The sequence below is a fragment of the Rhizobium sp. No.120 genome, from assembly GCF_054558365.1.
In genome coordinates, this window is the sequence record NZ_BAAJNQ010000010.1 from 85,344 (window position 1) to 99,146 (window position 13,803).

13 protein-coding genes are annotated in these 13,803 nt (G+C 59.9%); 10 read left to right on the forward strand and 3 right to left on the reverse strand.

What is annotated here, in order from left to right; genetic code table 11:
* The first annotated feature begins 54 nt into the window (after positions 1-54).
* The 9 genes from ACYJRZ_RS23740 to ACYJRZ_RS23780 all read left to right on the forward strand — a co-directional run bounded on the left by ACYJRZ_RS23740 (position 55) and on the right by ACYJRZ_RS23780 (position 9,318).
* A complete protein-coding gene (locus ACYJRZ_RS23740) occupies positions 55-1,662 on the forward strand; it encodes an ABC transporter substrate-binding protein (protein WP_459463143.1) in 1,608 nt (535 codons plus the stop codon).
* 10 nt (positions 1,663-1,672) lie between these two features.
* Positions 1,673-2,641, forward strand: a complete 969-nt coding sequence (locus tag ACYJRZ_RS23745; protein ID WP_459463145.1) for an ABC transporter ATP-binding protein — start codon at positions 1,673-1,675, stop codon at positions 2,639-2,641.
* A complete protein-coding gene (locus tag ACYJRZ_RS23750) occupies positions 2,634-3,500 on the forward strand; it encodes an ATP-binding cassette domain-containing protein (RefSeq protein WP_459463147.1) in 867 nt (288 codons plus the stop codon). Before ACYJRZ_RS23745 ends, ACYJRZ_RS23750 begins: the two co-directional genes overlap by 8 nt.
* Before the next feature lie 11 nt (positions 3,501-3,511).
* Positions 3,512-4,438 (forward strand): ABC transporter permease, encoded by a 927-nt coding sequence (locus ACYJRZ_RS23755; RefSeq protein ID WP_459463149.1) that lies wholly within the window; start codon positions 3,512-3,514, stop codon positions 4,436-4,438.
* 25 nt (positions 4,439-4,463) lie between these two features.
* On the forward strand, positions 4,464-5,354 hold the full coding sequence (locus ACYJRZ_RS23760; RefSeq protein WP_459463151.1) for an ABC transporter permease: 891 nt from the start codon (positions 4,464-4,466) through the stop codon (positions 5,352-5,354).
* Between the two features lie 39 nt (positions 5,355-5,393).
* Entirely contained in the window at positions 5,394-6,191 is a 798-nt protein-coding gene (locus ACYJRZ_RS23765; protein WP_459463153.1) for a glycerophosphodiester phosphodiesterase, read from the forward strand.
* 391 nt (positions 6,192-6,582) lie between these two features.
* The gene (locus tag ACYJRZ_RS23770; protein WP_459463155.1) at positions 6,583-7,557 is read left to right on the forward strand and encodes a mannonate dehydratase; all 975 of its coding nucleotides are present in this window, start codon (positions 6,583-6,585) and stop codon (positions 7,555-7,557) included.
* Between the two features lie 38 nt (positions 7,558-7,595).
* Positions 7,596-8,504 carry a 5-dehydro-4-deoxyglucarate dehydratase gene (kdgD, locus tag ACYJRZ_RS23775; protein ID WP_459463157.1) on the forward strand — a complete coding sequence of 303 codons (909 nt, stop codon included), beginning with the start codon at positions 7,596-7,598 and terminating at the stop codon, positions 8,502-8,504.
* A 388-nt stretch (positions 8,505-8,892) separates the two neighbouring features.
* The gene (locus tag ACYJRZ_RS23780) at positions 8,893-9,318 is read left to right on the forward strand and encodes a DUF4168 domain-containing protein (protein ID WP_459463159.1); all 426 of its coding nucleotides are present in this window, start codon (positions 8,893-8,895) and stop codon (positions 9,316-9,318) included.
* A 114-nt stretch (positions 9,319-9,432) separates the two neighbouring features.
* Here the strand turns inward: ACYJRZ_RS23780 and ACYJRZ_RS23785 are convergent, their stop codons facing one another.
* The 3 genes from ACYJRZ_RS23785 to ACYJRZ_RS23795 all read right to left on the reverse strand — a co-directional run bounded on the left by ACYJRZ_RS23785 (position 9,433) and on the right by ACYJRZ_RS23795 (position 12,706).
* Positions 9,433-10,257 (reverse strand): hypothetical protein, encoded by an 825-nt coding sequence (locus tag ACYJRZ_RS23785; protein WP_459463161.1) that lies wholly within the window; start codon positions 10,255-10,257, stop codon positions 9,433-9,435.
* On the reverse strand, positions 10,254-11,378 hold the full coding sequence (locus tag ACYJRZ_RS23790; protein WP_459463163.1) for a LysM peptidoglycan-binding domain-containing protein: 1,125 nt from the start codon (positions 11,376-11,378) through the stop codon (positions 10,254-10,256). Before ACYJRZ_RS23790 ends, ACYJRZ_RS23785 begins: the two co-directional genes overlap by 4 nt.
* Before the next feature lie 458 nt (positions 11,379-11,836).
* Complete coding sequence (locus ACYJRZ_RS23795) at positions 11,837-12,706, reverse strand: SDR family oxidoreductase (protein WP_459463165.1); 870 nt, start codon at positions 12,704-12,706, stop codon at positions 11,837-11,839.
* Positions 12,707-12,812: 106 nt separating this feature from the next.
* Here ACYJRZ_RS23795 and ACYJRZ_RS23800 point away from each other — a divergent pair, with 106 nt between their 5' ends.
* Positions 12,813-13,703 carry a LysR family transcriptional regulator gene (locus tag ACYJRZ_RS23800; protein WP_459463167.1) on the forward strand — a complete coding sequence of 297 codons (891 nt, stop codon included), beginning with the start codon at positions 12,813-12,815 and terminating at the stop codon, positions 13,701-13,703.
* The last annotated feature ends 100 nt before the right edge of the window (positions 13,704-13,803 follow it).

Sequence of the window (13,803 nt, forward strand, 5' to 3'; positions counted from 1 at the left end):
ATGCGCAAACGTTTGTGCAGCGATTTATAAATTATTTTAACAGGAAGTGTGCCGATGTCCGATTATCTGACCAGCGGCTTTAATAGCCCGGTAACCCGCCGCACAACCCTTCTGATGGGAGCCGCAGCCGGCCTCTCGGCTTTTGTCCCGGCGTTGTCCGCCTCGGCCGCTGATGGCGCCGACAAGCGGACTGAACTGCGCATCGCCGTTCAGATGAATCCGGTGTCGCAGGAGCCGGTCGATGCCGCCAGCAATGTCGCCTTTCGCAATAACTTTTCCATCCACGAGACTGTGCTTGCGCTCGACATGCGCGGCGATTTTTCCGTCAAGCCCAATCTCGCGACGTCCTGGACGTGGATTTCGCCGACCGTCCTCGAAATGAAGCTGCGCCCCGGCGTGATCTTCCATGACGGCCGCGAGATGACCGCCGATGATGTCGCCTTCTCCTTCGGGCCTGAGCGGCTCCTTAACAAGGACGCGCCGGGCTATCCGACCTATCGCACCAATTTCACCAGCCTCGACCACGTCGAAGTAGTCGATCCGCTGACGGTTCGCTTCGTCACCAAGTTCCAGGACCCGATTTTCCTGCAGCGCCTTGCATCTTACGCGGCTGTCGTCATCAGCAAGGATGCCTGGCAGAAGAATGGCGGCAACTGGACGACCTGGCGGCAAAAGCCGGTCGGCGCGGGTCCCTATAAGGTCGAAAGCTATACGGCGAATGAGAGCGTCGTTCTCGCCGCTCATGATCAGGCCTATCGCGGCAAGCCCGCCGCCAAGCGCGTAACCTTGCGCATCGTGCCGGAGGTTTCCTCGCGCATTGCCGGCCTGCTGGCCGGCGATTACGACATTGCGACGGACCTGCCGCCGGATCAGCTCTCGGTCGTTACCGCCAGCACCGATCACGAGATCGTCGGCGGTCCGGTTCCGAACAACCGCATTCTGTTCTTCGACAAGAACAATCCGGCGCTGAAGGATCCGCGCGTCCGCCAGGCACTCATCCTCGCCATCGATCGCCAGGCGATCGTCGACACGATCTGGAACGGTCGCACGAAGGTACCGAACGGCCTGCAGTTCGAGCTCTACGGTCCGGTGTATCTCAAGGATTATCCTGCTTACAAATATGATCCGGATCAGGCCATGCAACTCCTGAAGGATGCCGGCTATAATGGCGAGGAGATCGAGGTCCGTTCGCAGAATAATTACTACACGGCGGAAAATCCGGTCACCCAGGCCGTTGTCGCCATGTGGCAGGCCGTCGGCGTCAATGCCAAGATGAAGTTCGTGGAATCAGGCAAATTGTTTGAGGCCTCGTCGACCCGCGCGACCGGCAACTGGTCCAGCACCGGCCAAGTCCCCGACCCCTATATCTCCTTCTTCACGCAGTTCAGTTCGGCCGGCAATCTGAGTTCGTTCAAGATCTGGCAGAATGCCGATTTCGATGCGCTTGGCGCCAAGATGGAGCAGGCGGTCGATCCGGCCGACCGCGCCAAGATCTTCCGCGACATGCTGCATCTGATCGAATGGGAAGATCCGGGCGTCACCGTCCTGCATCAGAATGCCGTCTTCTTCGGCATCCGCAAGGGTATCAAGTGGCAGCCGCTGCCGGCCTTCCAGATGGATCTCGGCGCCGGTAGCCTTTCCTTCGAAGAGCAGAAGAGCTGAGTGGCTGGTCATGATGACGCCCGTTCTTTCGGTCGACAATTTGAGTATCTCGTTCAGAACGGGCGCCGGCCGGTTTCATCCAGTCAACAACGTATCTTTCGACCTTGCCGAGGGCGAAATCCTTGGCATCGTCGGCGAGAGCGGCTCGGGAAAGAGCCTCACCTGCCTGGCGCTTGCGGGTCTTCTCGGGCCGAGCGCCAGTGCCACGGGCTATATCTCCTTCCAGGATGCCATGTATGACGCGGCTGAGCTCGGCCCGCGGTCGCGGGTAAAGCTGCCGCCCATCGGGCTGATCTTTCAGGAGCCCGTCTCCTGCCTCGATCCGGTCCGCACGATCGGCTCCCAGATCGCCGAGGCGGCCGTCAGTGCCGGCATGTCGGCAAAGGAAGCCAGGGACGAAGCACTACGGCTTCTGGCGGAAGTCGCTATCCCGCAACCCGAGACGCGCTACGACGCCTATCCCGCACAATTTTCCGGCGGCATGTGCCAGCGCGTGATGATTGCCACGGCGCTTGCCATGCAGCCGCGATTGATCATCGCCGACGAGCCGACCACGGCTCTTGATGTGACGGTGCAGGCGCAGGTCGTCGCTCTTCTGGTCAAGGCGGTGCGCGAGCGTGGCATCCCCATGATCTTCATCAGCCACGATCTCGATCTCGTCTCGGAGGTCTGCGACCGTATCGCGGTCATGTATGCGGGCTCGCTGGTCGAGATCAATCGCACGGACGATCTCTACGACAATCCCCGCCATCCCTACACGCGCCTGTTGCTGGAGGCCATGCCAGGACGGGGTAAGCCGCTGGAGAAGCTTGCCGACATTCCTGGCGAGCTGAAGCTGCATGATGACCGGCCGCAGGCCTGCGCCTTCGCACCCCGTTGTCCGCGGGCGGAGCCGAATTGCGCGACGATGGTTCCGCCGTTGATTGCCGGTACGGCAGCCCTTGCCTGCTTCAATCCATGGAGCCCTCAAAATGCCTGACAAGCAGATGCCAACCGATGCACAAATTGCCGGCGCGGCACTTGCCGCCTGCGATCTGCAATTTTCCTATGCGCCGGGCTTTTCCCTTTGGCCGGGACGCGCGAAGGGATTTCACGCCATTAAGGATGTGAGCCTGGAACTGAGGCCTGGCGAAACATTGGGTCTTGTCGGCGAGTCCGGTTGCGGCAAATCCACGCTCGCCTCGCTGCTCTGCGGTGATCGTGAGCCGACCTCAGGCGAAATTACGTTGTTCGGCCAGCCTTTCAAAAACTTGATGAAGCCGAACCGGCGTGGTCTCGCAAAACATCTGCAGGTCATTTCGCAGGACACGATGGGCGCGCTCGACCCGCGCCGGAGCGTCGGTCATCAGATGGTGGAAACGCTGACGATCCACGGCATAGGCTATCCGGCAAGCCGGCTCGATCGTGCTGCGGAGGCATTCAAGGCAGTCAGCCTGCCAATCTCCGCCTTGCAGAAATTTCCCCATCAGCTCTCCGGCGGCCAGCGCCAACGCGTTGCCATCGCCCGTGCTCTCGTGGTCGAACCGCAAATCCTGCTCTGCGACGAGCCGGTCTCGGCACTCGACGTTTCCGTGCAGGCGCAGGTGCTGAACCTCTTGCTCGAATTGCAGCGAGCCCGCGGACTGTCGCTGCTTTTCATCAGCCACGACGTGCGGGTGGTTCGGCATGTCTCGCACCGCGTCGCCATCATGGAGGCTGGCCAGATCGTGGAAACCGGCCAGACCGAGGATGTCTTTGCAAACCCGGTCCACCCCTATACCGCCAAGCTCCTATCGGCTGTCCCTCGCGGGCGGCGCAGTAGAGTTCGGCAGGCAGCGGCCATGCTTGAAACGCTGTGAAGGAACAGGCAATGCTTCAATCCATCCTGCGGGCGTTTCTGAGGGCGCTTGTGACTCTGTTCCTGGCAATGACCTTCACCTTCGTCATCCTGCGCGTCAGCGGCGACCCGCTGCATTCGCTGTTGCCCATTGAGACGCCGCCGGAAGTGGTGGCGCTGATGCGCCAGCAATGGGGTCTCGATCAGCCGCTGTACATCCAGTATTTCGCCTATCTCGGCCATCTTCTGCGCGGTGATTTCGGCACGTCGCTGCTGAACGGTCAGGATGCTCTGGCGCTGGTTCTATCGAAGGTTCCCGCGACGTTGGAATTGATGGGCGCTGCCTTGATATTGGCGTTCGGCGCCGGCGTTCCCTTCGGCATTCTGGCTGCACGCAACCGCGGCGGCCTGATCGACCGCTTTGTCATGGCGCTTGCGGTGCTGATGCATTCGCTTCCCAACTTCCTGATCGGCATCCTGCTCATCCAGCTTTTCGCCGTTTCCCTGCGGATATTGCCGAGCGGTGGGGGATCGACGATGGCGCATCTCGTTATGCCCGTTCTGGTCATTGGCCTTTACAATGCCGGCATCATCGCCCGCTTCGTCCGCTCGAGCGTGCTGGAGGTCCTGGGCCAGCGTTTCATATTGGCAGCGCGCGCCAAACGCATCGGCGAAAGTGCCCTTCTGTGGCGGCATATCATGCCGAATGCGGCCTTGCCGCTTCTGACCATGCTTGGCTTCCTCGTCGGCGGCATGATTGGCGGCGCGGCCGTGGTCGAGAGCGTCTATGCCTGGCCGGGTGTCGGCCGCTTTCTCGTCTCCTCTGTGGCGCAGCGCGATCTGAACATCGTGCAGACCATCGTCCTGCTCATCACGGCGACGATGGTGACGGCCAATCTCCTCATCGATTGTCTCTATATTCTCGCCGATCCGCGTCTGCGGCATCGCGCATCGGCCTGATCGGCCGTCTCGAAAGGTAAAAGCCATGGCGAATGCAGCGACCGGTGTCGATGCTCCCTTGAAGACCAGATCGGAGCGATTTTCTCGGTCGGGGTTTCGGTTCGATCTGATGACGGCCATTTGCGCCATTATCCTTGTGGCCTTCATCATAGTTGCGATCTTTGCAAATGTGCTTGCGCCCCATGGCTTCGCACAGATCGATCTTCATGCCCGCAAGGCGCCGCCGATCCTGTTTGGCGGCTCCTTCAAGCATATTCTCGGCACGGACGAGCTTGGCCGCGATATTCTGAGCCGCATCTTCTATGGCTTGCGCACCAGCCTGCTGATCGCGCTCGGCGCGTCGGCGATCAGCCTGGCGCTGGGCACCGTGCTGGGGCTGCTTGCCGCTTTCGGCCGCGGGTTTGCCGATATGCTGATCCGCGTCGCCGTCGATTTTCAGGCTTCGATGCCTTTCCTCATCATCGCACTCGCCGTTCTCGCCTTCTTTGGTGACAATCTCTGGCTGTTCATGGCATTGCTCGGCCTCTATGGCTGGGAACGCTACGCGCGGCTGGTGCGAGCCATGGCGGGGCTGGAACTGGAGCGAGGCTACGTCGCAGCACTGAGGCGCAACGGCGCTGGAACGGCGCGCATCGCCTTCCTGCATGTTTTGCCCAACACGCTTTCCGTCGTCCTCGTCAATCTGACGATCGTCCTGCCGGAAATCCTGCTGCAGGAATCGGCGCTGAGCTTTTTGGGCCTCGGCATCCAACCGCCGCTCGTCAGCCTTGGCAGCATGGTGGGAGCGGGCCGCGACTATGTGATGACCGAGTGGTGGATCGCGATCCTCCCCGGCATCGTGATCTTCATCCTGTCGCTGTCGATCAGCCTGATCGGCGATTATCTGCGCGACGTTCTCGATCCGACGCTTCACTAGGTTACTCCCGCTAAAGAATCGACTCCGAGGAGACTTGCTTTGCCTCTGCCCCTTCACGCCGCTCGTCATGGTTCGCTCCGCATTGCCGCTCATCGCGGCTTCAGCCGGCGCTTCCCGGAAAACACTATTCTCGCGTTCCAGGAGGGTGTGAACGCGGGCGCCAACGAGTGCGAAATCGACCTCATGCTGACGCGTGACGAACAGATCGTTGTGATCCACGACAGAACGCTTGATCGCACGACCAGCGGCTTCGGCTTCGTTGCCGATCACGATCTCAAGCACATTCTTTCGCTCGATGCCGGCGCGAAATTCGATCCGCGCTTCGCAGGGACCCGCGTACCGACGCTTGCCGATACCCTGCTGTGGGCCAAGCAAACGGATACCCGTCTCGCAATCGAGATGAAGGAGCCCGAGCGCGCCGAGCGCCTCATCGATCTCATGATTGCGACACTGCAGGAGCTCGATGCTTTCGACCATGTTGCCATATCCTCCTTCGATCATCTCGATCTGCTGCGCGTGAAGGAGCTCGAGCCGCGCCTGCAGACGGAAGCGATCCTCCACCATCGCCCCGTGGACATTGTCGCCTCGATGCGCGCCGGCGGCATTGATGGCGTCTCGCTGGAACTGAACCGCTTTCATCGCGCCGATGCCGAAGCACTGCAGGAAGCAGGCATTGCCGTGCGTTTGAGCCTGCCGCTACCGGAAAAGCTCGCTATGTTCTGGCAGGGCGGCCGGGATCTGCTTCCCATGATCCGAAGCTGCATTCGGGATCGGTTGCTCGATGCTCTTATCGGCGACGACGTCGATTTCCTCCGCATGCTGGGCGCGAGCGCCTAAGGAAGAGAGCGTCGCAGGCAGGTGGCTATCGTTCAGACAAGGGTAGCCTTCTATTGCTTTCTGATGCGGCATATCGTGGTGCCGTTCCCCGCTTCGGCTTTTGTGTTTGGGTCTGTGCAGGTCAAGGCACCCGCGCAATTCTCATGAAATTCGAAGGGTCCGTTGGCGTCTCTGGCCACCATAAAATCTACATCGATGTCATATTATGATGTTGGAGGGATTGGCTTCATTTTGAACTCTTTTGGAATGGCCCTGATCCTGACTGGCCTTCGCTGCGCTGCAGTTTGAGGGCACATATGATGTTCAGCTGCACGGGGCAATAATGCTCGACTCCCTCCGAAATTCATATTATGTCATATGACATTGATTAATCTCGTGGGAGAGACGCTCCGTGTATGTAGGAACGCAGGTCGAGGCGCGGGATGATGACGACTATTGCGTTTTCGCCCAATTGGGGGTGAAACATATATGCGCGGACCCGCCGGGAAAGCCGGAGAGCTGGACCCTGTCCGATCTCGAGCGCTTACGTGACAAGGTCGAGAGTTTCGGACTGATTCTGGACATGATCCAGCTTCCTTTGCCGTCTCAGCCGATCGAGAAGGCGACATATCCCGATATTCTGCTTGCCGGACCGGATCGCGATCGCCAGATCGATGCAGTCTGCAAGCTCATCGAAGATGTCGCGGCTGCCGGCATTCCCGCGGCGAAATACAACCTCAATCTCATCGGTATTCCACGCACGCCGGAAGAGCCCGGCCGCGGCGGTTCGATGAATGCGAGCTTCCGTTGGGACAAGGCAGACCATCAGGTCGCCCCCGGCCTTGCCGGCGTCCTGTCGGAAGATGAGAATTGGGAGCGCATCGATTATTTCCTGGAGCGGGTTGTCCCCGTGGCGGAGAGCAATCGCGTCCGCCTCGCCTGCCATCCGCATGATCCTTATACACCGCCGGGCTATCGCGGCGTTACCCGTGTGCTCGGCTCAGTCGAAGGCTTGAAGAAATTCGTGCTGATGCGCGAAAGCCCTTATCACGGGCTGAACTTCTGCCAGGGATCGGTCGGCGAGATGCTCGACAATCCGAGGGAGGAGATCGACGATATCATCCGCTGGTTCGGCACCCGGGGCAAACTCTTCAACGTCCATTTCCGCAACATTCGCGGCGGCAAGCTCTCCTTCATGGAGACTTTCCCGGATGAGGGCGACATGGACATGGTACGCTCTGCAAAGATCTACAAGGAAGTCGGCTATCAATACATGCTGATGCCCGATCATGTGCCGACGATCAGCGGCAGGGACCCAACCGGCGTCGCCTTCGCCTTCTGCTACGGCTACATCGCCGCCCTCGTTCAGTCGCTCGAGGGCGCCTGAAAGCCGTTGCTCACGCCAATCGACGATAGGATTCCAAGATGGACCCCATTGAACTGAAAGAGGCGGTTGGCAGCGGCCTGCTGTCCTTCCCCGTCACCCATTTCGACAGCGACCTTAAATTCGACGAGGCGAAATACCGCCGCCACGTCGAATGGCTGGCGGGCTATGAGGCTGCAGCCCTTTTTGCGGCCGGCGGAACGGGTGAATTCTTCTCCCTCAATCCGGCAGAAATTCCGCAGGTTGTCCGCGCCGCGAAGGCATCCGCCGGCAATACGCCGATCATCTCCGGAACAGGCTACGGCACGTCGCTCGCCATCGAGATCGCCAAGTCGGCTGAGAAGGCCGGAGCCGATGGGGTGCTGCTTTTGCCGCCTTACCTCATGTCTTCGGAACAGGCCGGTCTGATCGCCCATGTCAAGGCGGTCTGCCAATCCATCGGGATCGGTGTCATTATCTATAATCGGGACAATGCGGTGCTCAGCGCCGACAGCATCGCGCGGCTTGCCGATGAGTGCCCCAACCTTATCGGCTGCAAGGATGGCGTTGGCGATGTCGATAAGGTGATCGAGATCACGACCACCCTCAAGGACCGCCTCGTCTATGTCGGCGGCATGCCGACGCACGAGGTCTATGCCCAGGCCTATTTCGCTGCCGGCGTCACGACCTACTCCTCGGCCGTCTTCAATTTCATTCCCGCACTTGCCCAGCGCTTTTACAGCGCGTTGCGGAGCGCAGACCAGGCAACGGTGGATGAAATCCTTACCGGCTTTTTCTTCCCCTTCGTCGCTCTACGCAATCGAAAAAAAGGTTATGCTGTTTCGATCATAAAGGCCGGTCTGCAGGTTCTCGGCAAAGACCCCGGCCCGGTGCGTCCGCCCCTGACCGATCTGACGCCGGAGGAGCTGTCAGCACTCGCCAAGATTATCGAGATAGCCAAGGCCGCTTGAACCCCAAGGTGAACGGTACATGCGACCGTTATTTCGGCGATTGAAGTGCGAAGGGGGTTGAGGTCGTCATTCTTCCCTGACGAAAAGTAAAGATCGCTGCCATCCCGCCGTCCTGCATGGCGGGATGGTTGCTCAACAACAGTGGCTGCGGCTCGGTGGCACTTGTGTCCTTCGCAGGAGCCCGCGCTGAAGCGGAACTGCTGCCATAAAGCTGCCGCTCTATGGCCAACGCGTCGCCGTTCTATGACCCCATAGAAAACGTCTGAGGGCCACATTGCCGCCGGATCCCTCCTGAAACCTAACCGGCGGTGATATCGAAACGATATGCCACCCTTCGCTCTACGCCATCAAAGAGGTGTTTCCCCAGCACGACTGAAGAGGAATTGAGATGATTGTTCGTCATATCCGCTCTGCATCGTTGACCGCCGCAGTCTTGAGCTTGATGCTTCTCGGCAATCAGGCCTTCGCACAGCAAGCCACACAGGAGCAGCCACCTGCGCCAGCACAGCAGCCCGACAGCAATGCGGCGGCTGCACCCGTCAGCGACCAGAAAATAGAGGCCTTTGCTGTTGCTTATCTCCAGGTGGACAAGATCAGGCAGGAATACTCGGCCAAGATCGGCGCGACCCAGGATCCAACTGCAAAGCAACAGCTGAAAACCGAGGCAAGCAAGCAGATGGTGCAGGCCGTTCAGACCTCGCCGGGCATGTCAGTGAACGAATATAACGCCATTCTGACAGCCGCAAAGAACGATCCGGCGCTTGTGAAAAAGGTCCAGGACAAGATTCAGAAAGCCGCGCCCGCACAGCAATAGGCGGCCACGATCTTCAGGTGAATCGAGTTTATGCCGCCGCTGCGCCAAGAAGCTTCGATCTTTGCGCGGCGGCGGTTGTCTTTTATACGATTGTTTGAAAGCGCTTGTCCGGGCTTACCGCCCCACAGCTTTCAACAGGCCGTTTCGAGCGAAAGTCTCCCGCAGCCGCTCGTCAATGGCGATGTAGGAATCGAGCGTCAGCGCGAGTTTCTTTGCGATCAGTGGTACGGTTTCGGCGAGTTTTATCAGGCGCTCCGGATCGGAAAAGACGATCTCGGCATAGGTATTGAAATCATTTTCCGAGGTTGTTGCGCCATAGGCGGAAAGAAAGCCAGTTTCCACCGGTGGCGCGGTTTGGCCGTTTTGAGCGATTTGATCGGTAGCGCTGTTCTGAAATTGCCAACCGGCTGGTTCGAGCGCGGCGAAATTTCGCTGCAGGGCATCGTTGCGCAGCCAGACGAAGGAGCTTGTTTCGTGGTGTACGCCGAGCTCCGCGGTGAGGCGCCGCGTCTCGGCGGAGACGTTGGAGGGGGCGGCGAGGAAAATCCAGTCGAGCCCATAGGTGCCGCCCGCTTCGGCGCCGTCGATCAAAATCTTGCCGGCGATGAAGATTGCCTTGATGATCCGCCCGAGACATTGTTCCGGATAGGCTTCGAAGGCCTTGGCGATGCCGCTCAGTGCATCTTTCACCACCGTGGGGTCGGCCGAGCTCAAAGCCACGCCCTCTACCGGTGCATCAGCGGGCAGATAAGGCGCCACATAGAAGGTCGAGGGATCGCCGAAGCCGATCTTCACGCCTTGTTGCCGGCCAAGCTCGGCCGCATATGCGTCAGGATCGGCGATCGTCTCCTCTTGCGGCTTGGACCGGCCGAGAAGGTAGGAACCGCTCCCGGCCAGAACCACCGCTGCCCCAAGAAGAAGACGCCTCGAAATGATCAATGTGCAAGCCCAACACGGGCGCCGACATGCACGGCGGCTGGAACCGCTGCGCGTGGCAGGGCTGTGGTGGCCGCGCCGCGAAGCATAGCAAGGCCGCGTGTCAGCGAAGCGCCAGCGGCTGCAAAAGAGGCCGGATCATCGGCAACGCCGACACCGCCGGAGAAGAAGTCTTCTACGAGGGTCCCGACAACGATGACGCCAGCGCCAATAACCAGGCCGGTGCCAATGACACGACCCCAGTTCGTACCCTCGTCAGGCTCGCGGACGCGTACCGCGTCGCGCACAGCCTGAGGTGAGGGGGCCGACGGAGGGATGTGAGCCTTTGGCGTGATCAGGATGACGAAGGCTACACTCATTGCAACGTAGTGGAACGGGCCGATTCTGCCCTCAAGCTTGGGAAAACGCACCTCGGCGCGCAGCTTCGGAACCGGGCTGCTGGAGCCGAACTCGACGCCAACAGCGGTTGCTGGCGCATTCGGCGTCGTGCTTTGGCTGACGAGCATGGAGCGCACCGTCACTTCTTTTTTCTTCGAATCATAGATGAAGCGCGTGTCGCCGATGAGCTGGCCGAAGGCAACGTTGGCCTGCTGCGAGATCTGCGTCTCCAGCCGCCCGCCATTGCTGACATAGGTTGCCGGGTAGCGCTTGTCCGTCATCAGCACGATATCGCCCGTCATGCGGAACTCGATCGTTGCGGTCGGCGTCTCGATGACCGGCATTGTCAGATCGTTCAAGCGGTACTTGATCGAGATCGGCGAATAAATGTGCGGCAATTCCCTTTTCAACTCCGTAGCCGGATTGCCGGCGCGCAGCGGCTGCGGCGATGGAGAATGCGGCGCCTGCGCGGCGGAGGTCGAGGGATTAGTATGCTGAGGGGTGCGATGGGTATCGTGATGGACACTGCTGCGATGGTCGCGCTGGCCCGGCAGAATAGGAATAAGAATTGTGCTGCCGGCGTGGATCAGATCCGGATCAGGAATTCCATGACCTGTAGCGCGGATGACGTCGCGGCGATTATTGTAGCGCCAAATACGTGGCCACTGTGCGCCGTGGCCAAGATGTTCGTGGGCGATAGACCAGAGCGTGTCGCCCGCCTTGATTTGATATCGTGTGCCGAGCATCAATTTCCCCCATGGATTGCGTAGCGCAATAGATAGTTGGCTGAAACACCAGTCAACGCCCTATCAGTTTTTCGCTATCCTCATGTGACAATAAGTTTGCTAATCATAGTGGACCTTATCCGAGATGGTTCGATTACCTATCGTCCTCGCAAAGCCTTTCAAGGGCATCCAGAACGTTTATCTGAGACGAAGCCGCATAAGGCTCGGCCGTGCAAAAAGAAGACGTTACGTCACCGGCTCAAGTGCCTTTTCATTACCGGCGTGACGGCCGATAAACAGGCCCTGGTGACACGTGATGTGCATCGAATAATGATACAGCGCACCTTTTGGATGCGCTGTATGGGACGTTGCTCACTATCGGGCATCGGCGGAACCTCGTCCGTGAGTGAACCGGCACGGTGGCAGCTGAATAAATCAGGACCGATACACAAGGGCGAAATCGAGGTGAGCGGCCAGCGCTATGCTGCGTCCGCAATCGCCGTTGCAAAGTCACGATAGCTGTGCAGCGGGCGGCCGAGGATTGTGGTCAGCCGTTCGACGTCGCCGGCCTCGGGGATCATGCCGTCGCTGACGTAGCGTTCCGCCATCAGGCGCATCTCATAGGCGGTCCATTTCGGCATGAAGCTTGCCATGTTCTGCTCGAACCCGGTGGGATCGTCTCCGCCGTAGACAACCGGCCTGCCGAGCAGGTCCGACCAGATCTTGGCTATATCCGGGCCGGTCAGCGTGTCGGGGCCGACAAGGTTGATCGTCTCGATCGGCAGCTTGCCGGGAGCCTCATCGCGGCGGATCAGCTCGATGGTAGCGACTTCGGCGATGTCGCGGGCGTCTACCATGGCAACTCCCTTGCTGCCGATCGGCATCGGATAGACGCCGTGATTGAGGATTACGTCCTTGATCATCAGCTCGTTGTCGATGAAGTAGGTCGGGCGCAAGATGGTGGCGCTGAAGCCCATCTGTACGAGCATGCGCTCGGCGCCGAACTTGACGGCGAAATGCGGCACGTTCACCGCGCGATCGGCTTCGAACACGGAGAGATAGACGACCCGTTCGACACCTGCCTCGCGGGCGATGTTGAGCGTGATGATCGCCTGGGTGAATTCATCGCCGGTAACGGCATTCAGCAGGAAGAGGGTGCTTATGCCATGGAAGGCGCTGCGCAAGGCATCGATGTCGAGCAGGTCGCCCTGAGCGACTTCGACGCCAGCCGGGACATTGGCCTTCGAAGGGTTACGGGTCAGCACGCGGACCTTTGCGCCGCGCTTGACGAGTTGATCGACGACGTGATGGCCGACACGGCCGGTGGCGCCTGTAACGAGAATGGTCATTGTGGTTACTCCGGTTGGGGTGTTCAGTTGACAGTCATCAATTTAATGATCCACATTTATCCCGGTAGACGCTGTATTTGGACTTACTGTCTCGCTGGTGAAACACATGGATTTGCTTGCTCTCGCCGATTTCAATCTGGTCGCCCGCCATGGCGGGTTCGGCAAAGCCGCTCGCGCAGCCGGCAGACCGAAGGCAACCTTGTCCCGGCGCGTGGCCGAGCTGGAGGCAAGTCTCGACCTGCGGCTGTTCGAGCGCGGCGCACGGGTACTGAAGCTGACGGAGGAGGGGCGGGCACTCTTCGAGCGAACCGGCGCACTGTTGACCGAGCTCGACGAGACGGCGAAGGCGATCGCTTCAGGTGGACACAGCCCCCGCGGCCGGTTGCGGATCAGCGCACCCTTGCTCTTCTCGCAGACGGCATTGGGAAAGCTCGCAGCAGGATTCGTTCGGAAATATCCCGAAGTTCAGCTGGAGATCACGACGGAAGACCGGGCCGTCGACATGATCGAAGAAGCCTATGATGTAGTTATTCGCGTGAATCCGGAGCCGGATGAAAGTCTTGTCGGCCGTGTCTTCCTGCGCGATCGGCTGGTCGTCGTGGCAAGTCCCAACCTGCCGCGCCCGGCAGGCAGCGATGCCGTTCCCGCCGTCACCCGTGGGCCGATGAACCAGGCTGAATCGTGGGAGGTGACGTCGTCGTCGGGAAAATTGCTAGTCGCGGCGCAGCCGGTTCTGAGCGTCTCGTCCTTCATCATGGTTCGCGATGCCGTTCGAGCGGGAGCAGGAGCGGCGCGTCTACCCCTATCGCTCGCCATTCCGGATTTGGCCGCTGGCAGGCTGGTGAGCTGGGGCGAGGTGGAAGGATTTCAGACTGCGCTTTGGGCGCTATACCCGACACGGCGGTTGCTCAGCGCCCGTGTGTCTGCTTTTCTGGACTATCTAAAGGAAGCTTTTCCCGCAGGAACGCCTGAGGAGCTTGCGGCCTATATGGAATGATGGCGTGTTGCGAAAGGATGTTGGCCCAGACTGGGCTATCTCGATCGCTGCCGCGCGAGCGAGTGCTTCGATTGCGCGGCGCACCTAAGGTTGCTTCCGA

What these genes read in the sequence shown, in the direction of transcription:
- ACYJRZ_RS23740 (WP_459463143.1), top strand. Translation starts at nt 55, where the DNA reads ATGTCCGATTATCTGACCAGCGGCTTTAATAGCCCGGTAACCCGCCGC.
- ACYJRZ_RS23745 (WP_459463145.1), top strand. Translation starts at nt 1,673, where the DNA reads ATGATGACGCCCGTTCTTTCGGTCGACAATTTGAGTATCTCGTTCAGA.
- ACYJRZ_RS23750 (WP_459463147.1), top strand. Translation starts at nt 2,634, where the DNA reads ATGCCTGACAAGCAGATGCCAACCGATGCACAAATTGCCGGCGCGGCA.
- ACYJRZ_RS23755 (WP_459463149.1), top strand. Translation starts at nt 3,512, where the DNA reads ATGCTTCAATCCATCCTGCGGGCGTTTCTGAGGGCGCTTGTGACTCTG.
- ACYJRZ_RS23760 (WP_459463151.1), top strand. Translation starts at nt 4,464, where the DNA reads ATGGCGAATGCAGCGACCGGTGTCGATGCTCCCTTGAAGACCAGATCG.
- kdgD (WP_459463157.1), top strand. Translation starts at nt 7,596, where the DNA reads ATGGACCCCATTGAACTGAAAGAGGCGGTTGGCAGCGGCCTGCTGTCC.
- ACYJRZ_RS23780 (WP_459463159.1), top strand. Translation starts at nt 8,893, where the DNA reads ATGATTGTTCGTCATATCCGCTCTGCATCGTTGACCGCCGCAGTCTTG.
- ACYJRZ_RS23790 (WP_459463163.1), bottom strand. Translation starts at nt 11,378, where the DNA reads ATGCTCGGCACACGATATCAAATCAAGGCGGGCGACACGCTCTGGTCT.
- ACYJRZ_RS23795 (WP_459463165.1), bottom strand. Translation starts at nt 12,706, where the DNA reads ATGACCATTCTCGTTACAGGCGCCACCGGCCGTGTCGGCCATCACGTC.
- ACYJRZ_RS23800 (WP_459463167.1), top strand. Translation starts at nt 12,813, where the DNA reads ATGGATTTGCTTGCTCTCGCCGATTTCAATCTGGTCGCCCGCCATGGC.